Source organism: Halostella limicola (assembly GCF_003675875.1).
Taxonomy (GTDB): Archaea; Halobacteriota; Halobacteria; order Halobacteriales; family Natronoarchaeaceae; genus Halostella; species Halostella limicola.
This window is the reverse complement of the sequence record NZ_RCDI01000001.1, coordinates 915,987-941,827: the sequence shown is the minus strand read 5'-3', so window position 1 is coordinate 941,827 and position 25,841 is coordinate 915,987. Positions and strand designations below refer to the sequence as shown.

Sequence of the window (25,841 nt, the reverse complement as noted above, 5' to 3'; positions counted from 1 at the left end):
CGGGACCCCCGGCGTCCGCCCGCGGCCCGGCTCTGGACCCCTACCGGCGGTCCCGCTGCGTGTCGGGCAGGTCGACCTCCTCCGGTGAGGGGAGCCAGAACAGGTCGATCGAGTAGCCGAGCGTCAGCGGGAGGAGGACGACGACGAACAGCACGGTGCTTCTGTCCCCGAGGTCGCCGCCGAGGCCGAGCACGCCCGAGAGGACCAGCGTCGAGACGATAAGGACCAGCGGCGTCGCGACGAGGGCGAAGACCGCCGCCCCCCACTGCGTCTTCATCCGGACCCGGAAGTACCGCGCCGCCACGGTGGCGACGAGCGTGTGGACCGCGACGATGACGAGGAAGCCGACGAGCGAGGCGACCGACACCATACCCTCACGTGGGGGGCGAACCGCCTTTGGCGTATCGGAACGGCTTTGGCGCGGGCCGTCGAGTCGCCGCCCATGCACCGAGTGATCGGCGAACGGGACCTCGACGAGACGCCGTTCTCGGCGGAGACGGCGCGGGCCCTGTACCGCGACATGGTGCGCGCGCGGCGCTTCGACGAGCGGGCGCTCGCCCTCCAGCGGCGCGGGTGGATGAGCGGCTACCCGCCGTACGAGGGCCAGGAGGCCTCGCAGGTCGGGGCCGCTCGCGTCCTGCGGGAGCGCGACTGGCTCTTCCCGACGTATCGGTCCAACGGGATGCAGATCGCCCGCGGGGTGCCGATGAGCGACGTGCTGCTGTTCCGGCGCGGCCACGCGGAGTACCACTCCGACCACGACGTCCCCGTCTTCCCGCAGGCGGTGCCGATCGCCACCCAGATTCCTCACGCCGTGGGCGCGGGGATGGCGGCCGACTACCGCGGCGACGACTGCGCCGTCCTCTGTTACCTCGGCGACGGCGCGACCAGCGAGGGCGACTTCCACGAGGGCATGAACTTCGCCGGCGTGTTCGAGACGCCGACGGTCTTCCTCTGTGAGAACAACAACTGGGCGATCAGCCTCCCGCGGCGGAAACAGACCGCGAGCGACACCATCGCCCAGAAGGCGGAGGCGTACGGCTTCGACGGCGTGCAGGTCGACGGCAACGACCCCCTCGCGGTGTACCAGACCGTCGGCGCGGCGCTCGAACGCGTCCGCGACGGCGACCCCGTGCTCGTCGAGAGCATGACGTACCGGCGGGGCGCGCACACGACGAGCGACGATCCGAGCCGGTACCGCGACGTCGAGGAGGACCTGCCCGAGTGGCGCACCCGGGACCCGATCGAGCGCTACGAGGAGTACCTCCGCGAGCAGGGAGCCATCGACGAAGCGTTCGTCGCCGAGGTGGAAGACGACGCGGAGGCGGAGCTAGACCGGGCGATCGAGACCGCGGAGGCGGTCGAAGACGCCGACCCCGCCGACGTGTTCGACCACGTGTACGCGGACCTCCCGGACGGGCTCCGGGCGCAGAAGGAAGCGACCCTGCGGCGACACGGCGCGGGGGCGGACGCAGAAGGGGCGGGGGATTAGCCCATCGAGATGTAGGTCTTCGTGTCGGCGACGCCGTCCAACCCCTGAATCTCGGACGACGCCGTGTGGAGGACCTCGTACACCTCCTCGGCGTCGACCTCCGTGATGATGTCGTAGTCGCCGGCGACGATGTGGGCCTCGTGGATCCGGCCCAACTCGCGGATGGCGGCGAGGAGGTCCTCGGACTTCCCGGCGGCGGTCTTCACCATGATGAACGCGTGAACCATGTCGGTGTGTGGTACTCTTTGTCACGACAAAAACCTTTGGTCGGCGTCGGGGCCGGGGCAAACTTATTGAAGGGGCCTCGCGTACCTCCCAGTATGCGGTTCGTTATCATTGGAGCCGGACGGGTCGGTCTGCGAACAGGTCGCGTGTTGCGCGAGGAGGGCCACGAGGTGACGCTCATCGAGCGGGACGCGACGAAGGCGAAACGCGCCCGCAACGAGGACCACGAGGTGATCGAGGGCGACGGGTCCCGCGAGGCGATCCTCGAACAGGCGGACATCGAGTCGGCGGACGCGCTCGGCGCGCTCACCGGCGACCTCAACGTCAACTTCGCGGCCTGCATGATCGGCAAGCACTACGGCTGCCGGACGGTGCTTCGCATCGACGAGGACTACCGCGAGGAGATCTACCGCAAGTACGCCGAGGAGGTCGACGAGATCGTCTACCCCGAGCGCCTCGGCGCGATCGGCGCGAAGAACGCACTGCTCGGCGGCGACATCCGCGCCATCGCGGACATCGCCCAGAACCTCCAGGTGGTCGAACTCACCGTCACCGAGCAGGCGCCGACACGGGGGTACACGATCAGCGAACTCCAGCTCCCGGCCGACGCGACGGTCCTCGCGTTCGGCAAGGAAGACGAACCGCTCCAGATCCCGAGCCCCGACGAGTCACTGGAGGCGGGCGACCGCCTCGTCGTCCTCGCGGACTTCGACGTGCTGAGCGACGTCCGCCAGATCCTCGTCGGCGAGTCGGGCCGCGCCGCTGCCGGAGGTGTCTGAGATGGTCACAGCGTACATCATGGTCAAAGCGAACACGGGCGAGGCGGACCGTCTGCAAGACGACATCGAGAGCATCGAGGGTGTCCAATCGGCCCACATCGTCGCCGGGGACGTGGACCTGATCGCCAAGGTTAGCGTCGACTCCCCCGCCGAGGTGAAGGGGATCGCCGCGACGGAGATCCAGGCGACGGAGGGGGTCGAGGACACCCAGACCTACATCGCGATGGACTGAGGCCTTCTTTTCCCGCTACAGCGGCGTTCCGCCGCGTCCGCCGGTCGAGTCGTCGTCCTCGGCGGCGCGCTCGCCGCGCTGGCGGGCGGCCTGCCGGAGCTGTGCTACCGGGTCGCCGTAGTCGTAGCCGGGGATTATCCCCTGGACGTAGGTCCCCTCGACGAAGTCGATCAGGGCCTTCGCGTCGTCGACGCCCTGTTCGGCGTCCCACGCGGTGAAGGTCAGTTCGACGCGGACCTCGTCGCCGTCGCGTCCGACGTCGACCGGCTCGGTCGTCGTGGTCTGGGCGACGTCGAACGCGTCCTCCAGGCGGAGTTCCAGCGTCTCGTACCAGCCGTCCTCGACGACGTCGGCGACGTCCTCGCTCTCGACGGCGGCCGAGAGCGTCGGCATCGAGACGGAGACGACGAACTCGCCGTCGCGCGGCCCCTCGGCGGGATCGACGTCGACGACCGCGTCGAACGGGGTCGTCGTGCAGGCGAAGTCGTCCTCGCGCGGTTCGAACGCGCCGTGGGCCGCGAGCGCGTCGCGCGCCGCGTCGGTGTCCTCGTCAGTCATCGCCCGCGAGTACGCGCTCGCGCCGGAAGTTCCTACTGCTTCGCTAGCGCCGCCGCGTAGTGACTCGACTCCTCGTCGCCGTAGCGCACCTCCTCGACGGTCCACCCGGTGCCGGCCGCCGCCTCGCGCAGTCTGTCGGGCGAGAACAGCCGGAACAGCAGAACGGCGCCCGTCTCGTCCCCGTACTCGAACCACATCGCGCGGTGTGCGAGGCCGGGCGTCGGGTCGTCGCGAAAGCCCAGCAGTTCCCGTGCAGCCGGTCGATCGGGGTCGTAGCAGTCGACGACGGCGGTGGCGTCCGGCGTCGTCACGTGCGCCAGGTCCCCGAGGAACTCGCGGAGCCCCCGCATCGACCCCGCAAGCCCCAGTTGCGTGCCGTACGCGAGCGCCGACCGAAACCGGTCGCGGTCGAACGACTCGCAGAGAGCGAACATATCGCCGCGCCGGGCGTCCTCGACGCCGCGGCGCTCCATCGTCTCGACGAGATGGTCGCTCACCTCGATCGCCACCGTCTCGAACCGCTCCTGGAAGAACAGCGCGTCGCGGCCCGCCCCCGCGCCCATATCCAGCAGCGGGCCGTCGAGCCGGTCGGCTACCCACGCGTGGTCCGCGCGGTCCGGGTCGAACGCTCCGAAGTAGAACTCCTCGATCGGGTGCCCTCGCCGCTCCTCGCCGTCGCACTGAACCAGCGGTTCCGTCCGGTCGCCGCGCTCGTGGTCGCGGACCGCACGGCCGAATGGGTCGGACATACAGGTTGCGTAACACACCGCATTCGTCATAAGTCTGTGACGACTCTGCGTACCAATCGCACGGATCCCGAACGCGCGGCGTCGACCGCCTCGGACACACGGTTACGTGGCGAGCGAGACGCTAACGCGGCGGCTACGGCGGTAGTCGGCGCCGAGAGAAGTGCGAGGGATGCGATTCGAACGCATGAACCCCTACGGGAGCGGGTCTTAAGCCCGCCGCCTTTGGCCTAGCTCAGCCACCCTCGCGCAGTCGTACTCTTCCCGTCTGCAGTGAAGTTGTTTACGGTCCGGGCGTGCGATCCGCGCTCCGGCGCGGCGTTTGAGTCTAACGTATGTGCAAGAATGTTCACCGATGGATCGTATTTCGGAAGTAATTACCACCTAATCGACGTAATCCTAATCTAAAATCGTTATACTTTTAGATGGTTGCATCATACGAGAAGGCATCCCTGGGTGGGGTTTAACACATGACAGAACGAGATATTACGGGACTTAGCCGACGACGGTACCTCGAAGCCCTCGGTGCCGCAGGGGTAATCGGTCTCGCCGGTTGTTCCGGCGACGGCGGCGCCGGCGGTGGCGGCGGTGGCGGCAACGGCAATCAGCTGACGATGGCGCAGGTAAAATCGCCTATCGAGTTCGACCCGATCGTCCTCAACGACGTCCCCTCCGATCAGGTCACGAGCCAAGTGGTACAGGGGCTGTACACGTACAATCAGGAGGGGACGGACATCAAACCGGAGATCGCGGCCGGCGAGCCGCAGCAGAACGACGACGGGACGCAGTGGACGGTCGAGATCGACGAAAACGCGACGTTCCAGAACGGCGACTCGGTCACCGCCGAGGACGTGAAGTACTCCTTCGAAGCGCCCGTCAAGGAGGAGACGGAGAACGCGGCCGAGCTGAACATGATCGAGAACGTCGAGGTCGTCGATGAGCGGACGGCCCGGTTCAACCTCAAGTACCCGTTCGGCCCGTTCAAGCAGGTGCTCACGTGGTACGTCGTGCCGAAGAGCGTCCGCGAGGAGGACCCGGAGGCGTTCAACCAGAACCCGGTCGGGTCCGGCCCGTTCGAGTTCGACGACTGGCAGGAGGGCGACTTCGCGCGGATCACGCGCTGGGGCGACTTCTGGGGCGACCCGCAACCGAACCTCGAACAGGTGGAGTTCGTCCCCGTCGAGGAGCCGACGACGCGCGTGACGAGCATCACCACCGGCGAGAACGACGTCATCGAGGAGATACCGCCGAAGCTCTGGGATCAGGTCGAAGGCGAGGACAACGTCTCCATCGAGGAGACGAACGCGATGGGGTACTTCTACCTCGCGTTCAACTGTAAGGAGGGGCCCACGACGGATCCCGAGGTCCGCGAGGCGATCGACTACACCTTCTCGATGGACCAGGCGGTGGAGAACTTCGTTGAGCCGACCGGAGTGCGTCAGTACAGTCCCCTCCCCCAGCGCGTCGCGGAGAACTGGAACATGCCGCTGGAGGAGTGGCAGAACATCCCGAACGACAAGGACATCGACCAGGCCAAGGAGCTACTCGACGGGAACGACAACGTCCCCGACGACTGGACCGCGCGCATCATCGTCCCGCCGGACGACAAGCGCGAACAGCTCGGCATCACGGTCGCCAACGGCATCGAGGAGGCCGGCTATAGCGCCAACGTCCAGCGGCTGGACTGGGGGGCGTTCCTCGACCAGTACGTGAGCGGCGACCCCGACGACTACAACATGTACACGCTCGGGTGGTCGGCGGCGATCGACCCCGACGACTACACGTACTACTTCTTCGCCGAGGAGTCCCACGGCGTCACGGACGGGACGTACTACAACGAGATCAGCGACCAGATCGTCGAGGCCCGACGTACCACCGACCGGGAGACGCGCCAGCAGCTGTATCAGGAGGCGATAACCACGATGCTGCAGGACCGGGCGCACCTCCCGTCGTACAACCTGAAGAACAGCTTCGGCGTCAGGGAGTACGTCAACGACTTCGCAGCGCATCCGATCAACAGTTTCAGTCTGGTCAGTGACTGGAACAACGTCTCCATCGATCAGTGACGCCGACCCCCTTCCGTTTCGGGCACGAGCGGAGGTGACTCTCCCGTGGGAATGCTAAGCTACACGATCCGGCGACTACTGCAGGCCATCCCGGTGATGCTCGGCATCGTCACCATCACCTTCCTGCTGACCAACGCGATCCCGGGTGACCCAGTGAGTATCATGCTCGGCCCGTCGCCGAGCGCGGAGCAGGCCGCTGCGGTCCGGGCGAAGTACGGACTCGACAGGCCGCTGTACATCAGATACCTCAACTACGTCGCGGACGTGCTCCAGGGCGACCTCGGTCGGAGCCTCTACTACAACGTCCCGGTCACCGAGAAGATCGCGGAGCGGATACCGGTGACGCTGCTGTTGCTCGTATCGAGTTTCACGTTCGCGCTCGCGACGGCGATCCCGCTCGGCGTCATCTCGGCGAAGCGGCGCAACCAGCCGACCGACCACGTCTCGCGGGTCGTTGCCCTGATCGGCGTCAGCACGCCGTCGTTCTGGATCGGCCTGCTGCTGATCATCGTCTTCTCGTTCCACCTGAACCTGCTCCCGGCGACGAACCTGGTCATGCCGTGGGCCGACCCGGCGAGCGTCGCGGGGGCGAGCAGTCAGTGGGACGTGCTGGTGACCGCGGGCGAGCACCTGCTCATGCCGACGATCACGCTGGGGACGCTGCAGATGGCGGCGGTGACGCGCATCGAGCGATCGGCCATGCTTGAGGTGCTGAACGAGGAGTACGTCAAACTCGCCCGCGCCTACGGCGTCGGCGAGACGACGATCCTGCGGAAGCACGCGTTCCGCAACGCACAGCTTCCGGTTATCACGGTCGTCGGCCTCCAGTTGACGTCCGCGCTCGGCGGTGCGGTGCTGACGGAGACGGTGTTCAGTATCAACGGGATGGGGCGACTGATCATCACGGCGATCAACAACCAGGACTACGAACTCGTGATGGGCACGACCCTGTTCTTCGGGTTCACCTTCGTGATCGGCGTGATCCTGACTGACCTGTCCTACGCCTACATCGACCCGAGAGTTACCTACGGAGAACGAGAGTAACATGGCAACGAGTGACACGCAATCGGACGAAATGCTCTCCTCGGGGCGCGGCGAGGGCGGCGTCGAGGAAGAAGAGATCGAGTCGCGCGTCGGCATCAGCTACACGCTCTTCCAGATCCGGCGCGACCCGACGGCGCTCGCGGGGCTGGCGATCATCTCGCTGATGACCGTCATCGCGGTGTTCGCGTACGTCGACGCCGTCGTCTTCAACTACCTCGCGGAGTACTCGTTTTTCGCCAATCTCGGGGTCGAACAGTACTGGTTCGCGAGGACCTACTGGATGCATCCGGAGAACGACCCGTCGAACGTGCAGGCCTTGCTCCCGCCGGCGTGGATGGAGAACACGTTCGGGACGGGGACGTGGGAGCACCCGCTCGGCACCGACCACCGCGGCCGGGACATCCTCGTGCGCCTGTTCTACGGCACCCGGATCGCGATCCAGGTCGGGTTCATCTCGACCGTGATCGGCATGGTCGGCGGGACGCTCGTCGGGGCCGTCGCGGGCTACTACGGCGGGTGGATCGACGACGCGCTGATGCGCGGCGTCGAGACGCTGTACGCCATCCCGTTTCTCGTCCTCGTCATCGCGTTCATGGCCGCGTTCGGCCGCGACCTGACGTACGCGATGGTCGGCGTCGGGATCACGACGATCCCGGTGTTCTCGCGGCTCATCCGGTCGCGCGTCGTCAGCGTCCGCGAGGAGGACTACATCGAGGCGGCCCGCGCCGCGGGCGTCCGCGACCGGAACATCATCCTCCGGCACGTCATCCCGAACAGCTTCGCACCGGTGCTCGTCCAGGCGACCCTGCAGATCGGCGTGAGCATCCTCATCGTCGCTGGGCTCTCGTTCCTGGGCTACGGCGTCCAACCGCCCAAACCGTCGTGGGGGCAGATGCTCTCGAACTCGCGGGGGTACATGCTGCCGAACCCCTGGTTCAGCGTGTGGCCGGGGATCGCGATCCTGATCACCGTCGTCGGGTTCAACCTGCTCGGCGACGGCCTGCGAGACGCGCTCGACCCGAGGGTGAACAACTGATGAGCGCCGACGAACCACTGCTGGAGGTGCGCGACCTGAAGACGCAGTTCTTCACGGCGGAGGGGACCGTCCGCGCCGTCGACGGCGTCTCCTTCACCGTCGAGGAGGGCGAGATCGTCGGCATCGTCGGCGAGTCCGGCGCCGGCAAAAGCGTCGCGGCGAGTTCGATCCTCCGCCTCGTCGAGGAGCCCGGCGAGATCGTCGGCGGCGAGGTCAGGTTCAAAGGCGAGACGCTCGTCGGCTTCGAGGAGGGTCCGGAGGGCGAGCTCCGGGAGCGCGACGAGATGCTCTCGAACCAGGAGATGCGTCGGCGGATCCGGGGCCGGGAGATAGCGATCATCTTCCAGGACCCGATGGAGAGCCTGAACCCGGTGTTCACCGTCGGCGGCCAGCTGCGCGAGTTCATCGAGATCAACCGCGAACTCGGCGAGAAGGAGGCGAAGCGGGAAGCGATCGACATGCTCCGGGAGGTGGGCATTCCCGAACCGAAGGCCCGGTACGACGAGTACCCGCACCAGTTCTCCGGCGGGATGCGCCAGCGCGTGCTCATCGCGATGGCGCTCGCCTGCGAGCCGAGCCTCATCATCGCGGACGAGCCGACGACCGCGCTCGACGTCACCGTCGAGGGGCAGATCCTCGACCTCGTCGAGGACCTGCAGGCGAAGTACGGGACGAGCTTCATCTGGGTCACTCACGACATGGGCGTGGTCGCGGAGATCTGCGACCGCGTCAACGTGATGTACCTCGGGGAGGTGATAGAGCAGGCCGACGTCGACGACCTGTTCTACGACACGAAACACCCCTACACGAACGCGCTGCTGGACTCGATCCCGCGGCCGGACGAGACGGTCGAGGAGCTGAACCCGATCGAGGGGGTGATGCCGGAGGCGATCAACCCGCCGAGCGGGTGTCGGTTCCACCCGCGCTGTCCCGACGCGCGCGAGGTGTGCGTCGAGGTCCACCCCGACAACCGCGTCGTCGCCGGCGAGGAGGGAACCCCGCACCGCGCCGCCTGTCTCAAGCACGAGGAGACGTTCAGGGCGGGGTACTGGGGGAGCGAACCGCTCGGCGACCGTGAGCCGGCGGAGCGCGACCCCGAACTGACGACCGACGGGGGTGGCGGCGATGAGTGACGCGCTGGACCCCGACGGTCGGGGGGCGCCGGACCTCGGGACGACGATGCCCGAGGGGGAGGAAGAGGTCGACTTCGGCGAGACGCTCCTGCGGGTCGACGGCCTCACCAAGTACTTCACCAGCGAGAGCGGGTTCCTGGAGGGGCTCACCGTCGACACCGACGGCGGCTTCCCGCTCAGGTACGACCGCGACCAGGTGCGGGCCGTCGAGGACGTGACCTTCGAGATCGAGAAGGGCGAGACGCTGGGGCTGGTCGGCGAGTCCGGCTGCGGCAAGTCCACGCTCGCGCGGACCATCCTCCGCCTGCTGAAGCCGACCGACGGCGACGTGTACTTCAAGGGCCGCAACCTCGCGGAGATGGGCGGCGATGACCTGCGCTCGCAGCGCCGGCACATGCAGATGATCTTCCAGGACCCGCAGTCCTCGCTGGACCCGCGGATGAAGGTCGGCCGCATCGTCGAGGAGCCGATGAAGGCCCACGACCTGTACGGCGACGAGGGGGAGCGCGAGGCCCGCGCCAAGGAGCTCCTGGAGAAGGTCGGCCTCGACCCCCAGCACTACAACCGCTACCCGCACGCCTTCTCGGGCGGACAGCGCCAGCGCGTGAACCTCGCCCGGGCGCTGTCGGTCAACCCGGACCTGATCGTCTGCGACGAGCCGGTCTCCGCGCTCGACGTGTCGATCCAGGCCCAGGTGCTGAACACGATGAACGAACTGCAGGACGAGTTCGGGCTGACGTACCTGTTCATCGCTCACGACCTCTCGGTCATCAGGCACATCAGCGACCGCGTCGCCGTGATGTACCTCGGCCAGCTCGTCGAGCTCGCGGAGAAGCGGGAGCTGTTCGAGAACCCGCAGCACCCGTACACCCGGGCGCTGCTCTCGTCGATCCCCGTGCCGGACCCGCGAGAGCGGGGGACGCGCGGCGTTCTTGAGGGCGACGTGCCCAGTCCCATCGAGCCGCCGAGCGGCTGCCGGTTCCGGACGCGCTGTCCCGAACTGATCTCGCCGCCGGACTACGACCTCTCGTCCGCGGAGTGGGACAACGTCCGGGCGTTCGTGCGGGCGGTCGACCGGCGGACGTTCGAGGCGACGAGCGCCACCGAGATCCGCGAGCGGTTCTTCGCCGACGCCGATCCGCGCGGCCAGGCGGGCGACGTCGTCGACGAAGCGATCGGCCTCGTCGGGGAGGGAGAGTGGGAGGAGGCCGCCGACATGCTCCGGGAGTGGTTCGCCGAGGAGAGCATCTGCGCCCGCGAGCAGCCCGCCTACGAGGTCCCGCCGGAGCACGGCGACGGCAGGCACTTCGCCGCGTGTCACCTCCACCAGGAGGACCTGGACGGAGTCCACTGACCGCGCGGTCGCGGCGCCGCTCGTGCTCCGGCGGGGACGCCACCGCGATCCGCGGTCCCTGACCTACTCGATCCGTATCGTCGTCGCGTCGGACGGCCGGTCCCCGTCGAGCGCGAGAAACGCCGCGATCTCGTACGTGCCCGGATCCGCCGGAACCCAGCGCGTCCGGTCGTCGACGCGCTTGAACCGACCGTCCCAGGTCCGGGTGATCTCCTTTCGCTCGCGCGGCGAGAACGAGATCGACCCGCCGTCGGTGCTGCGCTTCCGCGGTTCGTCGCTGGCCTCCAGTTCGCCGTCGACCGTCCATCCCCAGAGGCGCTTGCCCGGCGTATCGACCGTCACCGGGACCGGTAGTCGGTTCTTGAACGCGATCGCCATCTCCACCGAGTCGCCGGCCTCGTAGCGGTCGGCGTCGGTCCGCACTTCGACGGCGACCGCGCGGCGGGCCAGCCACTGGGGGACGAACGACCCCAGCAACCGGCGCAGGTGGTCGCGGGTGTCGTCGAGCCCGTGGCGGTCCCCCCGCTCGCTCGCCGGCATGTCACCAGTCGACGGAGAGCGTGCCGTCGCCGTGCGGATCGGGCGCGATCTCCTCGTCGGTCCGGCGGTCGACCACGTGGATGCAGCCGTCGCCTTTCTTCGCCGGGCAGACCTCCGCGGCCCGGACGTTCTCGTCCAGGTCGCCCTCGTCGAAGAAGTACGACTTCGGCTTCGCCATCCCGCTCGCGAGGTCCATCTCCCAGTTGTCGGCGACCTCGGCACACTTGCCCGCGCCGAAGCACTTGTTCGCCTCGAAGATGATCTTGTACGGCTTCTCCTCGACGGGCGGCGCGTCGCTCTCGCCGACGTCGCTCGCCGCGAGAACCTCGTCCGGATCGCTCATTACCGTGATACTGGGGGCGAACGGTCTTTCGGCTTACGGTTCCCCGCCCCAACGTTCACCACGGTCCCGGTCGAACGCCCGCACGTGACCGCCGGAACGCTCCACGACACGTACGTCGCCGCGCTCCAGCACGACCTCGCGGACCTCCCGGACGGGGCGACGCTGGTGGGGGTCGTCCGCCGGCCGACGCGCTGGTTCTCGCCCGCGGTGGACGAGAACCGACCGGCGCTCGCCCCGCCAGCGTCGCTGCTCGACGAGTTCGGCGACCGGCGGGACGAACTGGAAGCCGAGGGAACGTCGGAGACCGAGGCTCACGACGCCGCCTGGGACGACGTCGAGTTCGCAGCCCGGTACCGTGCCCACCTCGACTCGTCGCCGGACGCACGCGACGCGGTCGACGACCTGCTGGCGCGCCTCCGCGACGGCGAGGACCTGGCGCTCGTCTGCTACGAGAACACCGACGAGAAGCGCTGTCACCGAACGATCCTCCGCGACCACCTCGAAGAGCGCCGCGACGGGTGACCGCCAGCGCCCGATCCGTGCGCCGTTCGATAGCAACTCCAGCGTTCTGAGCCGCGTGAAGTAATAACTCTTAATAGGAATTCGAGGGTGGATTATTACATGACCGTCGTCAGCGTCTCGATGCCGGAGGAACTGCTGGAGCGGCTTGACCGCTTCGCCGAGGAACACGGCTACACGGGCCGGAGCGAAGTGATCCGAGAGGCGAGCCGGAACCTGCTCGGCGAGTTCGAGGACCGGCGCCTCGAGGACCGCGAACTGATGGGCGTCGTCACCGTCCTGTTCGACTACGAGACCACCAGCGTCGAGGAGAAGATGATGCACCTCCGCCACGAGCACGAGGACGTCGTCGCCTCGAACTTCCACAGTCACGTCGGCGGCCACCACTGCATGGAGCTGTTCGTACTGGAGGGGACCCTGGAGGAGATCTCCGCGTTCGTCGGCCGGATCCGGGCGACGAAGGACACGCTCAACATCGACTACTCGGTCATCCCGATGGACGACTTCGCGGCCATCGCGGACGGCGAGTAACGCGGCCGTTTCTCAGTTCGGGGTCGCGCCGCGAGCGAACCGCTCGTTCGACGGTCTTACTCGTCGTCGTGAACCGTCACGGACTCCAGCACCACGTCCTTCTTGGGCTGGTCGTTCGGGCCGGTCTCGACGTTGCCGATCTCCTCGACGACGTCCATGCCGTCGACGACCTCGCCGAAGACGGCGTGGCGGTCGTCGAGGTGGGGCTGGGGACCCAGGGTGATGAAGAACTGCGAACCGTTGGTGTCCGGGCCGGAGTTGGCCATCGAGAGGATGCCGGCGTCGTCGTGGCGCAGGTCGTCGTGGAACTCGTCCTCGAACTCGTAGCCGGGGCCGCCGCGGCCGGTACCGGTCGGGTCGCCGCCCTGGATCATGAAGTCCTCGATGACGCGGTGGAACGGGACGTCGTTGTACAGCGCGTCGCCGCGCGTCTCGCCGGTCTCCGGGTCCTCCCAGGTGACGGTGTCGGGCGCGGGCTCGGCGTCGGCCGCGGGGTCGTGCTCCGCCAGGTTGACGAAGTTCTCGACGGTGCGCGGGGCGCGGTCCTCGAACAGTCGTACTTCGACGTCGCCTTCGCTGGTGTGCAGTGTCGCGGTCAGGTCACTCATACAGTTGAGTGGGGCGGCCCGCCTGAAAACCCTACTGGAGACGCCGCGACGAGCGAGTCGAACCCTCGGGGGGGAACGCGTTCGGGAACATCGACAGGGATAACTATCACCATTGGTGGACGTTACGCCATGACAGGTACGGAGGGATCGACGTGACGGCTGTGGATCGACTGCGACAGGTGAGCGAGGTCGCGAACAAGTACTTCGTCGTCTGGGTACTGCTGTTCGCGGGCGTGGCGCTGTACGCGCCGGAGCCGTTCCTGCCGGTGCTCGACTACGTCGCCCCGCTGCTGGGGATCATCATGCTCGGGATGGGGCTGACGCTCCAGCCCGCGGACTTCCGGCGGCTGGTCGAGCGCCCGCGGGACGTGGCGATCGGCGCGGTTGCGCAGTGGCTGATCATGCCCGCCGCGGCGTACGGGCTGGTGCAGGTGCTCTCGCTCCCGCCGGAGATCGGTATCGGTCTCATCCTCGTCGGCGCCGCGCCCGGCGGGACGGCGTCGAACGTGATGACGTTCCTCGGCAAGGGCGACGTGGCGCTCTCGGTGGCGATCACGACGGTGACGACGCTCGCCGCGCCGGTCGTGATGCCTGCGTGGACGCTGGCGCTCATCGGCGAGAGCCTGGAAGTGACGTTCCTGGAGATGTTCACCACTATCGTCCAGATCGTCCTGATCCCGGTGCTGCTCGGCTTCGCGATCCGGTACTACCTCGACCGGCGAGCGCCGAGGGCCGCCGAGGTCGGCGTCGACGTGTTCCCCGCGGTGAGCGTGGTCGCCATCGTCGCCATCGTCGCCGGCGTCGTCGGGGCGAACGTCGACAACATCCTGACGGCCGGCGCGGCCGTCCTCGCGGCCGTCGTCGCGCACAACGCGGTCGGCCTCGCCGGGGGGTACGGCGTCGGCACCGCGGCGGGGATGGCCGAGGACCGCGTTCGGGCCTGCACGTTCGAGGTGGGCCTCCAGAACAGCGGACTCGCGGTGGCGCTCGCGACCGCCTTCTTCAGCGCCGAGGCGGCGCTCATCCCGGCGCTTTTCAGCGTCTGGCACAACGTCACCGGCCCCGCGCTGGCGAGTCTCTTCTCGTGGCGGGACGAGCGGGCTGCGGTCGGGCCGGACGCCGCGACGGCGGACGACTGAACCGCTCTTCCGCCCGGTCGCGGAGGCAGCGACTTCCGAGGCTTCTTTCGTTCATCCGGGTTTACCAAGAACTATCCCGGGGATCGTCGTGGGGACGACCATGTCACTCGTTAGTACACCTGACGGTCGGTTCGAGGACCTGCCCGACTTCCCGTACGAGCCGGAGTACGTCGACGTCGGCGGGCCGGAGATGGCGTACGTCGACGTCGAGGGCGACGGCGACGAGACGTTCCTCTGCCTGCACGGGGAGCCGTCGTGGTCGTTCCTCTACCGGAAGATGATCCCGCGGCTCTCCGACCGCGGGCGGGTCGTCGCGCCGGACATGATCGGGTTCGGGCGCTCCGACAAGTACGACGACCCCGAGGAGTACACGTACGGGATGCTGTACGAGACGACCGAGCGGTTCGTCGAGGAGCTTGACCTGGAGGACGTCACGCTGGTCTGTCAGGACTGGGGCGGCCTGCTCGGCCTCCCGGTCGCCGCCAACAACCCCGAGCGGTTCGCGCGGCTGGTACCGATGAACACCGGGATGCCCGACGGGACGACGACGATGCCCGACGTCTGGCACGAGTTCAAGGAGATGACCGCGAACGCGCCGGAACTCGACGTGGCCAAGATAATCGCCGACGGCTGCACGTCCGACCTCGACGAGGACGTGCTCCACGCCTACCGGGCGCCGTTCCCCGACGAGGACCACAGAGCCGGGGCGCGGATCCTGCCGAGTCGCGTGCCGATAGAGGCCGACATGCCGGGCGCGGACGTGATCGGCGACGCCCGGGCGACGTTCGCCGACTGGGAGAAGCCCGTGTTCGTCCTCTTCTCCGACTCGGACCCGATCACGCGGTCGGCCCGCGGGGACCTCATGTCCGTCTTCCCGACCGCGGACGAGCAGCCCGACACGTGGATCGAGGGCGGCGGTCACTTCCTGCAGGAGGACCGCGGCGAGGCGGTCGCCGACGAGATCGTCGACTTCGTCGACCGAACCTGAGGCCCTCGGCGTTTTCCGCCCCGAGGTTTCGGGGATCCCCACGTACAAGGCGTCGCGGGCCGAGTGTCCGACCATGCACAGTGCCGAGCGCGTGACGCTCGCGCGCCTCCCCTCCGGCGTCGAGGTGGCGACGACCGTCCACACCTACGGCGACCGGAACGGCCCAACCGTGTACCTGCAAGCGGCCCAGCACGGCCGGGAAGTGAACGGGACCGAAGTCCTCCGGCGCGTTCACGACCGGCTCGTCGGCGCCGACCTGTCCGGCCGCGTCGTCGCCGTCCCGGTGGCGAACCCGCTCACCTTCGACCGCGTTTCGTACACGACCCCGGAGGAACTCGACAGCGTCCATTCGAACATGAACCGGGTGTGGCCCGGCGCCCCCGACGGGACGCTCCACGAGCGCATGGCCGCGGCGCTCTGGGAGTACGCCGGCGACGCCGATGCCGCCGTCGACCTCCACACCGGCAGTCCCGACATGCAGACCCACGTCGTCTTCATGGACGGCGACGGGGACGCCCGCGCGCTGGCCGAGACGTTCGACGCCGACCTCCTGCTGGCCGAACCCGCGGGCGAGGACGCCGGCGACGAGTGGAACCGGCGGAACTTCGCCGGCAAGTTTCGCGTCGCCGCCGCCGAGGCGGGGATTCCGACGGTCACGCCCGAACTTGCGCACAACAAACAGATCGTCGAGCCCGCGGTCGAGACCGGCGTCGAGGGCGTGCTGAACGTCCTCCATCACCTCGATATCCTCCCCGGTGCTCCCGAACCGACTGGCGACCGGACCGTCGCGCGCAACCACCTCGGCCGGGTCGACGCGGCCGACTCGGGGCTCTTTCGGCCGCATCCCGACCGCCGCATCGGCGAGCGCGTGACCGCCGGGACGCCGCTCGGCACGCTGTACGACCCGGGGACGTACGCGGTGCTGCAGGAGGCCACCGCCGACTACGACGGGATCCTCTACGCGCTCACCCGCGAGGCGACGGTCGTCGGCGGCGACAAGCTGGCGAACGTCGCGATCCCGAAGTGACCGCGACGCGGGGCCTCGCGACCGGCCGCCGTCGACGGTTTCGGCCGAACAGGTCATATCCCTTGACTTCTAACCGACCGTATGAACGGTCCCCCGTCGCTGGAGGAGGCCGCGCTCGACGCTCTCCCGTCGCAGGTCGCCGTCCTCGAGTCGGACGGCACGATCGCCTACACGAACCGCGCCTGGGACGAGTTCGCCGCCGAGAACGACGCCGCGACCGTCGACTTCGTCGGGGAGAACTACCTGGCGGTCTGTGACGCCGACGCGGACGTCTGCGAGGCGAGCGACGGCATCAGGGCGGTGCTCGCGGGCGACCGGGAGTCGTTCGAGTACGAGTACCCCTGTCACACGCCGGACGAGCCGCGCTGGTTCACGATGCGGGCGGTCCGGTTCGTCCGCGGCGACGCGGCGCACGCGCTGGTCATGCACGTCGACATCACGGAGCGAAAGATCGCCGAGATGGAAGTCAACGACCGCAACGACCGCCTGAAGACGGTCGCGAGCGTCCTCTCGCACGACCTCAGGAACCCGCTGACGGTCGCGATGGGCGAACTCGACCTGCTCGAACGCGAGACCGACGCCGACCCCGCCCGCACCGGCGCCGTTCGGCACGCGCTCGACCGGATCGGCTCCATCGTGGAGGACTCGCTCGTGTTCCTCCGCCGGGACGAGGCGGACCCGCGACCGGTCGACCTCCGTCACGCGACGGAGGAAGCGTGGGCGTCGGTCGACGCCGGCGAGGCGACGCTCGCGGTGGCGGAGACGCCGGCGATCCGCGCGGACCCGACGCTGCTCGGCCACGTGCTGGAGAACCTGCTCGGCAACGCCGTGAAGCACGGCGGCGACGCCGCCGCGGTGCGCGTCGGCCCGATAGACGGTGAATCCGGCGACGCCGCGGGGTTCTTCGTCGCCGACGACGGCCCGGGCGTGCCCGATGCGGACAGGGATCGGGTCTTCGAGTACGGCTACACGACCGGCGGCACCGGCCTCGGCCTCGCGATCGTCGAGCGTACCGCCGAGATGCACGGCTGGTCGGTGGACGTCGCTGAGGGCGAGGCGGGCGGGGCCCGCTTCGAGATCACGGGCGTCGAAACGGTCGGCTGAGGCTCAGAAGGCTCGCAGGTCGTCGAGCACCGCCTCGGCGCTCCCGTCGTCGATCGCCTCGCGGGCCAGTTCGAGCCCCTCGTCCAGCGAGTCGGCGTCGTCACGGGCGTAGATGCGGAAGGCGGCGTTGACCGCGACGGCGTCGGCGAAGTTGTCGTCGCGCCCGCCGGCGACGACCGACTCGGTGATCGCAGCGGAGTCGGCGGCCACGTCGTCGACTTCGAGGTCAGCCTCCTCGAACTCCATGCCGTACTCGGGCGTCTCTATCTCGTAGTCGTCGAAGTCGCCGTCTCGCCATTCGGCCACTTTCGTGTACCCCGGCCGGATGTCGTCGTACCCCTCCATGCCCTGGAACATGATGACGCGGTCGGGGCTCTCCGTCTCCATCTCGGCGAACGTGTCGGTCACCTTCTTCGCGAACGCGAGGTGGTAGAAGCTCCCGAGGTGGACGTCGGCGTTCGCGGGGTTCGCGAGCGTCTCGATGGTGTTGACGAACGTGCGAACGCCCATCATGTCGCGGCGGTCCTCCAGGTCGTCGACGCCTGGGTTGAACTCGGGCTGGTAGTAGAAGCCGAAGCCAGTCTCGTCGACCATGTCGGCGCTCTCGGCGGGGGCGAGTTCGGTGCGGACGCCGAGTTCGTCGAGGACGTGCTTGTAGGCGTCCTGCTTCTGGGTCGGCACGCGGTCCCCGGAGTGGGCGACGACGGGCGTCCCCGCGCCGGCGGCGACGACCCCGGCCGCGACGCCGAGGATCGCCGTGTCGCCCTTGCCGTCGTAGTTCGCGCCGCAGTCGACGGGGTCGGCGTCGGGTTCGGCGCGCCGGACGGACTCCTCGACCATCACGTCGGTGTAGGCCGCCAGCTCCTCGCCGTTGTTGCGCTTCCAGCGGTTCGCCAGCCAGAACGCGCCGAGCGTCGTCGGGTCGGGCTCGTCGCCGAGGATCCGGGTGAACGCCTCGCGGGCCTGCTCGCGGGTCATGTCCTCCGCGGACTTGGGCCCGGAGCCGACTACCTCGGTCATCAGCCGCTTCAGGGGCCAGTCGCCGTACTGCGGGGTCGCTTCGGCCATGCGCGTGGGTTGGGACGCTCGCCGCAAAAGCGTCCCGTTTCCGGCGGCCGTCAGAGGCGCTTCGCGTACCGGTACAGCGACGTGTCCCCGGCCGGATGGGGCCAGCTGCCGACCGCCGCGTACCCCGCGTCCTCGTACAGCGCCCGCGCCGCCGTCAGGTCCTCGTGCGTTTCGAGGACGGCCCGCTCGAACCCCTCCGCCGCCGCCCGCGCTTCGAGGCGGTCGAGCAATCGCCGCGCGTGGCCGTTCCGCCGGTGGTCGGGATCGACGCGCATCCGGCGGATCTCGACGGTCTCGTCGTCCGTCCCGCGGTAGCCGCCGGTCGCGACCACCTCGCCGTCGACGGTGCCGACGAGGAACGCGGCGTCGGCGGGCTCCAGGTAGTGCTCCGCGATCGCCCGCAGGTCGTCGTCCGCGGGCGCGTCCTCGACGCACGGGATCGGCGACGCGCGGAGCGCCCGCTCGTGGACGGCCCAGACGGCCTCGGCGTCGGCCGGTTCGTACTCCCTGACGCGGAGGGTGGACATCGTTCGCCGCTCAGATCTCGCGCTCGACGCGCGGCCAGTCGGGTTCGACGCCGACGAGCTCCGCGCTCTCCGTCCACAGGGCCCGCCGGAGGCGCTCGTCGTGAGCGTCCGCGGATGGCTCCGCCGGCTCCGTCCCGTCGAAGTACTGGCCGGTCACGCCGGCGACGTCCTCCGAGCAGGTCAGGTAAGTGAGTGCCTCCGCGCCGTCCTCGACGGTGCTGCCGACGGGGAGTATCGAGAGCAGACGCATCGCGGCGCGGACGTAGAACGCGCTGTCCCGGTAGAGGCTGCTGGAGGGGATGAACCCCGGATGGAACGCCGTCGCGGTGACCTCCGTCCCGTGGAGCCGGTCGGCGAGCTCGTAGACGAACAGGACGTTCATCAGCTTCGTGCGGGCGTAGCCGTCGAACCCCTCGTAGTCGCCCCGCAGGTCGAGGTCGTCGGGGTCGAGCGACGCCCCCTCGTGGACCCCCGAGGACGTGACGACGACGCGGGCGGGCTCGCCGTCGAGCAGCAGCGGGAGCAGTTCGTGCGTCAGCAGGTAGGGCGCGAGGTGGTTGACCGCGACCGTGACCGGGATCCCGTCCGCGGTCCTGCTCCGGCTGCTCCGGGCCAGGCCGGCGTTGTTCACCAGCGCGTCGAGGTCGTCGACGCGGTCTCGCACCGTCGCGGCGAGGTCCCGCACCGCCGCCTGCTCGGCGAGGTCGTAGCGGAGGAACTCGGCGTCGACTCCCTTCCGCCGGAGGCGCTCGGTCGTCGCCTCCCCCCGCTCCGCGTCGCGACCGACGAGCAGGAGGGTCGCGCCGAGTTCGCCGAGTTTTCGCGCCGCCGCGCGGCCGATACCCCGCGTCCCGCCCGTCAGCAGTATCGTCCTCTCGGAGCAGTCGGGGAAAACCATGTACTGTGCATTGGTGCCGCGGAACAAAGTATCCACGGACCTGCCGCCGGCGAGAGTCCGGACCCGAAAAAGGTACGGTCGTCCCGTCCCGAGAACGACCAATGAGCCTCCAGGCGGGCGAGTGGCGCGAGCGGATCGACGACTGCGACGCCAAACTCGTGGACGGATTCCAGAGCGGGTTCCCCGTCGAGCGCCGCCCCTTCGAGGCGGTCGGCGACGCGGTCGGCACCGACGAGGCGGACGCGCTCGCGCGGGTCGAACGCCTCGCCGACGAGGGGATCTTCCGCCGGTTCGGCCCCGTCCTGAACCCGCCCGTGATCGGCAGTTCGACGCTCGCGGCCGTGCAGGCCCCCGCAGACCGCTTCGACGAGGTGGCCGAGGTGATAAACGGCTACCGGCAGGTGAACCACAACTACCGGCGCGACCACGAGTGGAACATGTGGTTCGTCGTCACCGCGGGGTCGCTCGAACGCCGCGACGAGATCCTCGCCGAGATCGAGGACCGCACCGGCTGCGAGGTGCTGAACCTCCCGATGCTCACCGACTACTACATCGATCTCGAGTTCCCCGTGGTGAACTCCGACCGGTTCGCCAGGGAGAGCGGCGAGGAGCCGCGCTCCTCGGGACCCGCGAGCGGAGCGACTCCGCGAGCGCTGCGGGAAACCGACGTCGACGCAACCCGCATCAGCGAGAACGCGGCGGGCGACCTCTCGGCGTTCGAGGCCGACCTCCTGCTGGAGATCCAGGACGGCTTCCCGCTGACCGCGACGCCGTACGCCGACGTGGCCGACGCCGTGGGCGCCGACGTCGACGACGTCCTCGACGCCATCGAGCGCCTGCGCGCAGACGGCTGCATCAAGCGGATCGGCTGCGTCGTCAACCACGTCGTCACCGGGTTCGACAGCAACTGCATGGTGGTGTGGGACGTGCCCGACGAGGACCTCGACGACCGCGGCACCGCCGTCGGCGGCCTGCCGTACGTCACGCTCTGTTACCACCGGCCGCGCCGCGAGGAGCAGGGGTGGCCCTACAGCGTGTTCACGATGATCCACGGCCGCGACCCCGACGCAGTCGACGAGAAGATAGACGAACTCGCGACCGAACACCTCCCCTACGACCACGAACGCCTCTACTCGACGGAGACGCTGAAACAGACCGGGGCGCGCTACGAGGACCTGGTGTAGGCGGCGCGGCCGCCGACCGCTTGCGCCGGCCGACGCGCGGAAGCCGCGGCGGGCAGAAACCGCCTGTCAGCCCGGCTATCTCTCCGCGGAGCCGGAACACATCTTTAATGAACGCCGTGTGGTCGCTGTGAACGGTGAACAGGTAGTGAGCCAGATTCATCTCTCACCGGCGGCGGCGAACCGACCGATCGAACGGCGGCGGGCCGGGCGGAGTCCCGACCGCGAGCGAGCGGGGACGGACCGATGAGGGCGCTCACCTGGCACGGGACGGAGGACGTGCGCGTCGACGAGGTCCCCGACCCCGAGATCGTGAACCCGCACGACGCGATCATCGAGATCACCGCCACCGCCATCTGCGGCTCCGACCTCCACCTGTACGACGGGTACGTGCCGACGATGCGGGAGGGCGACGTGCTGGGCCACGAGCCGATGGGGGAGGTGGTCGAGACGGGCAGCGCCGTCGAGACGCTGGAGGCGGGCGACCGCGTGGTCGTCCCGTTCACGATCAGCTGCGGGTCGTGCTGGTTCTGCGAGGAGGAGCTGTACTCCCTCTGTGACAACTCGAACCCGAACGCGGAGGTCGCCCGGAAGATGATGGGGCAGTCGCCGGCCGGGCTGTTCGGCTACTCGCACATGATGGGCGGCTACGCCGGGGGACAGGCGGAGTACCTGCGGGTGCCCTACGCCGACGTGGGACCGATCAAGGTCGACTCCGACCTGCCGGACGAGCAGGTGCTGTTCCTCTCGGACATCTTCCCGACGGGGTACATGGCCGCCGAGAACGCCGAGATCGAGGAAGACGACACGGTCGCGGTCTGGGGGTGCGGCCCCGTCGGGCAGTTCGCGATCCAGAGCGCCTGGATGCTCGGTGCGGGGCGCGTGATCGCCATCGACCGCGTCCAGGAACGCCTCCAGATGGCGCGGGAGCATGGGGAGGCGGAGACGATCGACTTCGAGGAGGCGGACGTCTACGACCGACTGATGGCGATGACGGGCGGCCGCGGGCCGGACCGGTGCATCGACGCGGTCGGGACGGAGGCCCACGGCACGGGCGTGATGGGGAAGATGGACAAGGCGAAACAGCAGGCGAAACTGGAGGCCGACCGGCCGGAAGTGCTCCGGCAGGCGATCAAGTGCTGCCGGAAGGGCGGGACGCTGTCGGTTCCCGGCGTCTACCTCGGCCACGCCGACAACGTCCCCGTCGGCCCGCTGATGAACAAGGCGCTGACGGTGAAGACGGGACAGACCCACGTCCAGCGCTACCTCGACCCGCTGCTCGAGAAGATCGAGGACGGCGAGATCGACCCCTCCTTCGTCATCACCCATCAGGAGCCGCTGGAGAAGGGGCCCGAGATGTACGAGACCTTCCGCGACAAGGAGGACGGCTGCATCAAGGTGGTGCTGACGCCCTGAGCGCGAGCGTCGTCGCGGACGAGCCGCTGTGATGGACGAGAAACGGCGGAAAAGGACCCACGGCAGATCTCGGCCGGACCGCCCGCGGCGGGCGGTGGCCTACACCTCGAACTCGATGGCGGCGCCCTGACCGAAGCCGACGCAGAGCGTCGCGAGGCCGCGGCCGCCGCCGCGCTCCTGCAGTTCGTGGATCAGCGTCACCGGCAGGCGCGCGCCGCTTGCGCCCAGCGGGTGCCCGATGGCGATGGCGCCGCCGTTGACGTTGAACTTGTCGTCCGGGACGCCAAGCTGGCGCTGGCTGTAGACGGTCTGGCTGGCGAACGCCTCGTTCAGCTCGACGAGGTCGTAGTCGTCGATGTCGCGGCCGGTCCGTTCGAGCAGCCCCTCAGTCGCGGGGACGGGGCCGACGCCCATGATCCGGGGGTCGACGCCGACGACGTTGTTCGAGCCGACCTCGGCCATGATCTCCAGGTCGTGCTCCTCGGCGAACGCCTTGCTCGTGACGAGCGTCGCGGCCGCGCCGTCGCTGATCTGCGAGGCGTTGCCGGGCGTGACCGAGCCGTCGCTTTTGAACACGGTCGGGAGCTCGGCGAGCTTCTCCTTCGTGGTGCCGGGGCGCAGACCCTCGTCCTCGGTGACGGTGCTGTCCTCGGTCTCGATCGGGACGATCTGGTCGTCGAAGCGGCCCTCGTCGGTCGCCTCGCAGGCGCGCTGCTGGCTCCGGGCCGCGTACTCGTCCTGCTCCTCGCGGGAGACGTCGAAGCGGTCGGCGACCTCCTCAGCGGTCATCCCCATCTGGAGCTCGCCGACGTTGTACTCCTCGGCCATCCGCGGGTGGATGTACCCGTGGCTCTCGCCCATCTCGACGCGGGACATCGACTCGACGCCGCCCGCGATGATGGCGTCGCGCTGGCCGGCGCGGATGGCGTCGGACGCGGAGATGATCGACTGCATCGAGGACGCGCACCAGCGGTTGATCGTCGTGCCGGGGACGTCCTCGCCCAGGTCCGACAGGAGCGCGATGACCCGCGCCAGGTTGTTGTCCTGCTCCTCGCGCTGCTGCGCGCAGCCCCACATCAGGTCGTCGATGTCCTCGCCGGAGAGGCCGGTCTCGGCGAGGATCTCGTTGATGAGCGGGATCGACAGGTCCTCGCTGCGGACGTCAGCGAAGACGCCGTCCTCCTTGCCCTGCGGCGTCCGGTACGCCTTCACGATGACGGGGGTGGTGTCTGTTGCCATGCCCGTACAGTCGACCTTCATGAACTTAAATCACGTTAGAACGGCGAGCCCCCGGGCGAGGAGTTTACGGCGCATCGAACGCGTCGACCGTTTATTTCCGGGCGACCGAAACCCACAAGCCATTTAGCCGCTACGGGTCTGGAGACGACCATGACCACCGGCAGGTCCCCGGTTCCCGACGCCCTCTCCGGCCGCCGCGGGACGGCGCTTGCGGTCGTCGCGGTCACGTCGTTCGGCTTCCTCGCGCGGCTCTACGACCTCGGGTCGCGGGTGGCCCACCAGGACGAGGCCCGCGTTGCCTACTGGACGCTCCGGTACCTCGAAACCGGCCTCCACGAGTACCGCCCCATCGTCCACGGGCCGTTCCTCCCCCTGGTCAACAGCAAGGTGTTCGCACTGCTCGGGCCGAACGACTTCACGATGCGGCTGGTCGTCGCCGCGATCGGCGCCTGTCTCCCACTGTCGGCGTGGCTGTTCCGCGACCGCCTGCGCGACAGCGAGGTCGTCGCGCTAGCCGTCGTGCTCGCGTGCAACCCGATCCTGCTGTACTACTCGCGGTTCTACCGGACGGACGTCCTGCTCGCGGCGTTCACGTTCTTCGCGCTCGGGCTGTTCGTCCGCTGGTACGACACGCGGAAGGACCGGTACCTGTTCGCCGCGACGGCGTCGTACGCGCTCTCGTTCACGACGAAGGAGAACGCGCTGGTGTACGCGCTCTGTTTCCTCGGGGCCGCCGCCCTGCTGCTCGACCACCGGCTGTTCCTCGCCCGCGTCCGCGGTCAGAACCCCTACGCTGAACTGCGCCGCTACGCCAGCGGCGCGCTCACCTTCGACCCCGTGCGGAGCCTCTCGCGGGACGCGCGAGCCAGCCTGCTCACCGACCTCCCGGACGCCGTCCGTGCCCGGAAGCGGGCGATCCTCCTCTCGGTCGCCGTCGTACTGGAGTTCTTCGCGATCGTCGTCTTCTTCTACGCGCCGCGGAAGGGCGGCTACCCCGGCTACGGCGACACGGAGGGGATGGGGCTGTACTGGTCGCTGGAGGAACTGGCCGCCGGTCGGCCCGGCATGTTCGTCGCCGTCGTCGAGGAGGCGCTCGTCGGGAGCTGGACGAAGTTCGTCCACCAGTGGGGGTCCGGCCACGGCCACGAGTTCCTCTACTACTGGAACGACTACGTCGACACGATGGAGACCGGCGCGGTCGCCCTCGTCGCGCTCGCCGTCGTCGGCTTCGTCGCCGACCGGTACTCCTCGGAGGGGCCGCGGGACCTCGTCGCGCTGGGCGGCTACATCGGCGCGGTGAGCGTCTTCGGCTATCCGATCATCACCGACATCCCGTCGCCGTGGGCGACCGTCCACGCCGTGGTACCGCTCGCGCTCCCCGCCGCCGTCGGCCTCGCGATGATCGGGCGCTGGGGCGTCGACGCGTACGAGGACGGCGACGTGGTCGGCGTCTCGGCCGCCGTCATCCTCGTCCTGCTGCTGGTCGCGCAGGTCGGCGGCGCCGCGATGGACACCTCCTACCGCGACCCCGCCGGCACCGACAACGAACTGGTCCAGTACGCGCAGTCGTCCTCGGACATGAAGCCGACGCTCGAGACGGTGTACGCCGTCGCCCGCGAGAACGAGGGCGTCGACGTGATGTACTACGGCGACGAGTTCGCCTCGCCGAACGAGTCGAACGCGGACCAGCCGCCGGCGCATCCGGGCGGCTGGTTCGAGCGCCTCCCGCTCGCGTGGTACTTCGAGGCCGAGCAGCACCGCCTGCAGGGGAGCGACGCCGAACTGGTCGTGAACAGCACCACGGACGCGAGCGAGTTCGACGACGACCCGCCGCCGGTGGTCATCTCGGAGCGGAGCGACGCCGCCGCGTACGAGTCGAAGCTGGACGGCTACCGCGCCCACCAGCACGAACGCTACCTGCACGACAGCGCGTTCGTCGTCTTCGTCGACGAGGACTACCTCGACGACTGAGGCGGCCGGCGACGCTCGCACGGCCGACAACGCTCGCACTGCCGGCGACCGAGCCCGAGCGGGGGCCGGCGGTCGTG

The 25,841-nt window shown here is 68.9% G+C and carries 28 protein-coding genes and 1 tRNA gene; 17 read left to right on the top strand and 12 right to left on the bottom strand.

Translation table 11 applies throughout. From position 1 onward, the window contains the following. Nucleotides 1-40 precede the first annotated feature (40 nt). The gene (locus D8670_RS05770) at nucleotides 41-370 is read right to left on the bottom strand and encodes a DUF7991 family protein (RefSeq protein ID WP_121817118.1); all 330 of its coding nucleotides are present in this window, start codon (nucleotides 368-370) and stop codon (nucleotides 41-43) included. Between the two features lie 72 nt (nucleotides 371-442). On the opposite strand from D8670_RS05770, the gene pdhA reads away from it, so the two are divergent. After that, a complete protein-coding gene (gene pdhA / locus D8670_RS05765) occupies nucleotides 443-1,492 on the top strand; it encodes a pyruvate dehydrogenase (acetyl-transferring) E1 component subunit alpha (protein WP_121817117.1) in 1,050 nt (349 codons plus the stop codon). Here pdhA and D8670_RS05760 read toward each other — a convergent pair. Next, a complete protein-coding gene (locus D8670_RS05760; protein WP_121817116.1) occupies nucleotides 1,489-1,719 on the bottom strand; it encodes an Lrp/AsnC ligand binding domain-containing protein in 231 nt (76 codons plus the stop codon). The two genes, pdhA and D8670_RS05760, sit on opposite strands and share 4 nt — an antisense overlap. Nucleotides 1,720-1,812: 93 nt before the next feature. Between D8670_RS05760 and D8670_RS05755 the strand changes: the two genes are divergently transcribed. Together D8670_RS05755 and D8670_RS05750 are read left to right on the top strand one after the other, a co-directional pair. Continuing rightward, complete coding sequence (locus D8670_RS05755; protein WP_121817115.1) at nucleotides 1,813-2,496, top strand: potassium channel family protein; 684 nt, start codon at nucleotides 1,813-1,815, stop codon at nucleotides 2,494-2,496. 1 nt (nucleotide 2,497) lies between these two features. After that, nucleotides 2,498-2,728 (top strand): Lrp/AsnC family transcriptional regulator, encoded by a 231-nt coding sequence (locus D8670_RS05750; RefSeq protein ID WP_121817114.1) that lies wholly within the window; start codon nucleotides 2,498-2,500, stop codon nucleotides 2,726-2,728. Nucleotides 2,729-2,743: 15 nt separating this feature from the next. On the opposite strand, the gene D8670_RS05745 is transcribed toward D8670_RS05750, so the two are convergent. The 3 genes from D8670_RS05745 to D8670_RS05735 all read right to left on the bottom strand — a co-directional run bounded on the left by D8670_RS05745 (nucleotide 2,744) and on the right by D8670_RS05735 (nucleotide 4,281). Then, entirely contained in the window at nucleotides 2,744-3,286 is a 543-nt protein-coding gene (locus D8670_RS05745; RefSeq protein WP_121817113.1) for a DUF5813 family protein, read from the bottom strand. A 32-nt stretch (nucleotides 3,287-3,318) separates the two neighbouring features. Beyond that, entirely contained in the window at nucleotides 3,319-4,035 is a 717-nt protein-coding gene (locus D8670_RS05740; protein ID WP_121817112.1) for a class I SAM-dependent methyltransferase, read from the bottom strand. A 161-nt stretch (nucleotides 4,036-4,196) separates the two neighbouring features. Then, nucleotides 4,197-4,281: transfer RNA gene (locus tag D8670_RS05735), tRNA-Leu, on the bottom strand. Nucleotides 4,282-4,502: 221 nt separating this feature from the next. Between D8670_RS05735 and D8670_RS05730 the strand changes: the two genes are divergently transcribed. The 5 genes from D8670_RS05730 to D8670_RS21715 are packed head-to-tail and all read left to right on the top strand — an operon-like array spanning nucleotide 4,503 to nucleotide 10,665. Further along, a complete protein-coding gene (locus D8670_RS05730) occupies nucleotides 4,503-6,098 on the top strand; it encodes an ABC transporter substrate-binding protein (protein ID WP_121817111.1) in 1,596 nt (531 codons plus the stop codon). A 45-nt stretch (nucleotides 6,099-6,143) separates the two neighbouring features. Further along, on the top strand, nucleotides 6,144-7,142 hold the full coding sequence (locus D8670_RS05725; RefSeq protein ID WP_121817110.1) for an ABC transporter permease: 999 nt from the start codon (nucleotides 6,144-6,146) through the stop codon (nucleotides 7,140-7,142). A 1-nt stretch (nucleotide 7,143) separates the two neighbouring features. After that, nucleotides 7,144-8,178, top strand: coding sequence for an ABC transporter permease (locus tag D8670_RS05720; RefSeq protein WP_121817109.1), 1,035 nt, complete (start codon nucleotides 7,144-7,146; stop codon nucleotides 8,176-8,178). After that, nucleotides 8,178-9,311, top strand: coding sequence for an ABC transporter ATP-binding protein (locus D8670_RS05715; protein ID WP_121817108.1), 1,134 nt, complete (start codon nucleotides 8,178-8,180; stop codon nucleotides 9,309-9,311). Before D8670_RS05720 ends, D8670_RS05715 begins: the two co-directional genes overlap by 1 nt. Further along, entirely contained in the window at nucleotides 9,304-10,665 is a 1,362-nt protein-coding gene (locus tag D8670_RS21715) for an ABC transporter ATP-binding protein (RefSeq protein WP_310732502.1), read from the top strand. Before D8670_RS05715 ends, D8670_RS21715 begins: the two co-directional genes overlap by 8 nt. Before the next feature lie 63 nt (nucleotides 10,666-10,728). On the opposite strand, the gene D8670_RS05705 is transcribed toward D8670_RS21715, so the two are convergent. Then, a complete protein-coding gene (locus D8670_RS05705) occupies nucleotides 10,729-11,205 on the bottom strand; it encodes a DUF7974 family protein (protein WP_121817107.1) in 477 nt (158 codons plus the stop codon). A 1-nt stretch (nucleotide 11,206) separates the two neighbouring features. Further along, nucleotides 11,207-11,548: a ferredoxin gene (locus D8670_RS05700; protein WP_121817106.1), complete on the bottom strand. Its 342-nt coding sequence runs from the start codon at nucleotides 11,546-11,548 to the stop codon at nucleotides 11,207-11,209. Nucleotides 11,549-11,632: 84 nt separating this feature from the next. Here D8670_RS05700 and D8670_RS05695 point away from each other — a divergent pair, with 84 nt between their 5' ends. After that, nucleotides 11,633-12,070 (top strand): DUF488 domain-containing protein, encoded by a 438-nt coding sequence (locus tag D8670_RS05695; RefSeq protein WP_121817105.1) that lies wholly within the window; start codon nucleotides 11,633-11,635, stop codon nucleotides 12,068-12,070. A 99-nt stretch (nucleotides 12,071-12,169) separates the two neighbouring features. Next, the gene (locus D8670_RS05690) at nucleotides 12,170-12,598 is read left to right on the top strand and encodes a CopG family ribbon-helix-helix protein (protein ID WP_121817104.1); all 429 of its coding nucleotides are present in this window, start codon (nucleotides 12,170-12,172) and stop codon (nucleotides 12,596-12,598) included. 56 nt (nucleotides 12,599-12,654) lie between these two features. Here D8670_RS05690 and D8670_RS05685 read toward each other — a convergent pair whose 3' ends face one another. Then, a complete protein-coding gene (locus D8670_RS05685) occupies nucleotides 12,655-13,206 on the bottom strand; it encodes a peptidylprolyl isomerase (protein WP_121817103.1) in 552 nt (183 codons plus the stop codon). 152 nt (nucleotides 13,207-13,358) lie between these two features. Between D8670_RS05685 and D8670_RS05680 the strand changes: the two genes are divergently transcribed. The 4 genes from D8670_RS05680 (at nucleotide 13,359) to D8670_RS05665 (ending at nucleotide 17,464) form a co-directional block, all read left to right on the top strand. Next, a complete protein-coding gene (locus D8670_RS05680) occupies nucleotides 13,359-14,345 on the top strand; it encodes a bile acid:sodium symporter family protein (protein WP_205596903.1) in 987 nt (328 codons plus the stop codon). Between the two features lie 100 nt (nucleotides 14,346-14,445). Further along, entirely contained in the window at nucleotides 14,446-15,333 is an 888-nt protein-coding gene (locus D8670_RS05675) for a haloalkane dehalogenase (RefSeq protein ID WP_121817574.1), read from the top strand. A 73-nt stretch (nucleotides 15,334-15,406) separates the two neighbouring features. Continuing rightward, nucleotides 15,407-16,360 (top strand): succinylglutamate desuccinylase/aspartoacylase family protein, encoded by a 954-nt coding sequence (locus tag D8670_RS05670; protein ID WP_121817102.1) that lies wholly within the window; start codon nucleotides 15,407-15,409, stop codon nucleotides 16,358-16,360. A gap of 81 nt (nucleotides 16,361-16,441) precedes the next feature. After that, complete coding sequence (locus D8670_RS05665; protein ID WP_121817101.1) at nucleotides 16,442-17,464, top strand: sensor histidine kinase; 1,023 nt, start codon at nucleotides 16,442-16,444, stop codon at nucleotides 17,462-17,464. A gap of 3 nt (nucleotides 17,465-17,467) precedes the next feature. Here the strand turns inward: D8670_RS05665 and D8670_RS05660 are convergent, their stop codons facing one another. The 3 genes from D8670_RS05660 to D8670_RS05650 are packed head-to-tail and all read right to left on the bottom strand — an operon-like array spanning nucleotide 17,468 to nucleotide 19,957. Then, the gene (locus tag D8670_RS05660) at nucleotides 17,468-18,532 is read right to left on the bottom strand and encodes an anthranilate phosphoribosyltransferase (RefSeq protein WP_121817100.1); all 1,065 of its coding nucleotides are present in this window, start codon (nucleotides 18,530-18,532) and stop codon (nucleotides 17,468-17,470) included. Nucleotides 18,533-18,582: 50 nt separating this feature from the next. Further along, entirely contained in the window at nucleotides 18,583-19,059 is a 477-nt protein-coding gene (locus D8670_RS05655) for a GNAT family N-acetyltransferase (RefSeq protein ID WP_121817099.1), read from the bottom strand. A 10-nt stretch (nucleotides 19,060-19,069) separates the two neighbouring features. Beyond that, nucleotides 19,070-19,957: an SDR family NAD(P)-dependent oxidoreductase gene (locus tag D8670_RS05650; RefSeq protein WP_121817098.1), complete on the bottom strand. Its 888-nt coding sequence runs from the start codon at nucleotides 19,955-19,957 to the stop codon at nucleotides 19,070-19,072. Nucleotides 19,958-20,058: 101 nt separating this feature from the next. Between D8670_RS05650 and ahbB the strand changes: the two genes are divergently transcribed. Continuing rightward, nucleotides 20,059-21,141 (top strand): siroheme decarboxylase subunit beta, encoded by a 1,083-nt coding sequence (gene ahbB / locus D8670_RS05645; protein ID WP_121817097.1) that lies wholly within the window; start codon nucleotides 20,059-20,061, stop codon nucleotides 21,139-21,141. 243 nt (nucleotides 21,142-21,384) lie between these two features. Next, nucleotides 21,385-22,554, top strand: coding sequence for a zinc-dependent alcohol dehydrogenase (locus D8670_RS05640; protein ID WP_121817096.1), 1,170 nt, complete (start codon nucleotides 21,385-21,387; stop codon nucleotides 22,552-22,554). A 99-nt stretch (nucleotides 22,555-22,653) separates the two neighbouring features. Here the strand turns inward: D8670_RS05640 and D8670_RS05635 are convergent, their stop codons facing one another. Then, entirely contained in the window at nucleotides 22,654-23,793 is a 1,140-nt protein-coding gene (locus tag D8670_RS05635) for a thiolase family protein (RefSeq protein ID WP_121817095.1), read from the bottom strand. A gap of 150 nt (nucleotides 23,794-23,943) precedes the next feature. On the opposite strand from D8670_RS05635, the gene D8670_RS05630 reads away from it, so the two are divergent. Further along, nucleotides 23,944-25,764 (top strand): flippase activity-associated protein Agl23, encoded by a 1,821-nt coding sequence (locus tag D8670_RS05630; protein ID WP_121817094.1) that lies wholly within the window; start codon nucleotides 23,944-23,946, stop codon nucleotides 25,762-25,764. Nucleotides 25,765-25,841 lie beyond the last annotated feature (77 nt).

Excerpts from the sequence above, each read along its gene's own strand:
- D8670_RS05760 (WP_121817116.1), bottom strand. The coding sequence starts at position 1,719 with ATGGTTCACGCGTTCATCATGGTGAAGACCGCCGCCGGGAAGTCCGAG.
- D8670_RS05665 (WP_121817101.1), top strand. The coding sequence starts at position 16,442 with ATGAACGGTCCCCCGTCGCTGGAGGAGGCCGCGCTCGACGCTCTCCCG.
- pdhA (WP_121817117.1), top strand. The coding sequence starts at position 443 with ATGCACCGAGTGATCGGCGAACGGGACCTCGACGAGACGCCGTTCTCG.
- D8670_RS05715 (WP_121817108.1), top strand. The coding sequence starts at position 8,178 with ATGAGCGCCGACGAACCACTGCTGGAGGTGCGCGACCTGAAGACGCAG.
- D8670_RS05675 (WP_121817574.1), top strand. The coding sequence starts at position 14,446 with ATGTCACTCGTTAGTACACCTGACGGTCGGTTCGAGGACCTGCCCGAC.
- D8670_RS05770 (WP_121817118.1), bottom strand. The coding sequence starts at position 370 with ATGGTGTCGGTCGCCTCGCTCGTCGGCTTCCTCGTCATCGTCGCGGTC.
- ahbB (WP_121817097.1), top strand. The coding sequence starts at position 20,059 with ATGAGCCTCCAGGCGGGCGAGTGGCGCGAGCGGATCGACGACTGCGAC.
- D8670_RS05750 (WP_121817114.1), top strand. The coding sequence starts at position 2,498 with ATGGTCACAGCGTACATCATGGTCAAAGCGAACACGGGCGAGGCGGAC.
- D8670_RS21715 (WP_310732502.1), top strand. The coding sequence starts at position 9,304 with ATGAGTGACGCGCTGGACCCCGACGGTCGGGGGGCGCCGGACCTCGGG.
- D8670_RS05690 (WP_121817104.1), top strand. The coding sequence starts at position 12,170 with ATGACCGTCGTCAGCGTCTCGATGCCGGAGGAACTGCTGGAGCGGCTT.
- D8670_RS05670 (WP_121817102.1), top strand. The coding sequence starts at position 15,407 with ATGCACAGTGCCGAGCGCGTGACGCTCGCGCGCCTCCCCTCCGGCGTC.
- D8670_RS05655 (WP_121817099.1), bottom strand. The coding sequence starts at position 19,059 with ATGTCCACCCTCCGCGTCAGGGAGTACGAACCGGCCGACGCCGAGGCC.
- D8670_RS05720 (WP_121817109.1), top strand. The coding sequence starts at position 7,144 with ATGGCAACGAGTGACACGCAATCGGACGAAATGCTCTCCTCGGGGCGC.
- D8670_RS05635 (WP_121817095.1), bottom strand. The coding sequence starts at position 23,793 with ATGGCAACAGACACCACCCCCGTCATCGTGAAGGCGTACCGGACGCCG.
- D8670_RS05640 (WP_121817096.1), top strand. The coding sequence starts at position 21,385 with ATGAGGGCGCTCACCTGGCACGGGACGGAGGACGTGCGCGTCGACGAG.
- D8670_RS05660 (WP_121817100.1), bottom strand. The coding sequence starts at position 18,532 with ATGGCCGAAGCGACCCCGCAGTACGGCGACTGGCCCCTGAAGCGGCTG.
- D8670_RS05730 (WP_121817111.1), top strand. The coding sequence starts at position 4,503 with ATGACAGAACGAGATATTACGGGACTTAGCCGACGACGGTACCTCGAA.
- D8670_RS05755 (WP_121817115.1), top strand. The coding sequence starts at position 1,813 with ATGCGGTTCGTTATCATTGGAGCCGGACGGGTCGGTCTGCGAACAGGT.
- D8670_RS05650 (WP_121817098.1), bottom strand. The coding sequence starts at position 19,957 with ATGGTTTTCCCCGACTGCTCCGAGAGGACGATACTGCTGACGGGCGGG.
- D8670_RS05745 (WP_121817113.1), bottom strand. The coding sequence starts at position 3,286 with ATGACTGACGAGGACACCGACGCGGCGCGCGACGCGCTCGCGGCCCAC.
- D8670_RS05700 (WP_121817106.1), bottom strand. The coding sequence starts at position 11,548 with ATGAGCGATCCGGACGAGGTTCTCGCGGCGAGCGACGTCGGCGAGAGC.
- D8670_RS05685 (WP_121817103.1), bottom strand. The coding sequence starts at position 13,206 with ATGAGTGACCTGACCGCGACACTGCACACCAGCGAAGGCGACGTCGAA.
- D8670_RS05630 (WP_121817094.1), top strand. The coding sequence starts at position 23,944 with ATGACCACCGGCAGGTCCCCGGTTCCCGACGCCCTCTCCGGCCGCCGC.
- D8670_RS05705 (WP_121817107.1), bottom strand. The coding sequence starts at position 11,205 with ATGCCGGCGAGCGAGCGGGGGGACCGCCACGGGCTCGACGACACCCGC.
- D8670_RS05740 (WP_121817112.1), bottom strand. The coding sequence starts at position 4,035 with ATGTCCGACCCATTCGGCCGTGCGGTCCGCGACCACGAGCGCGGCGAC.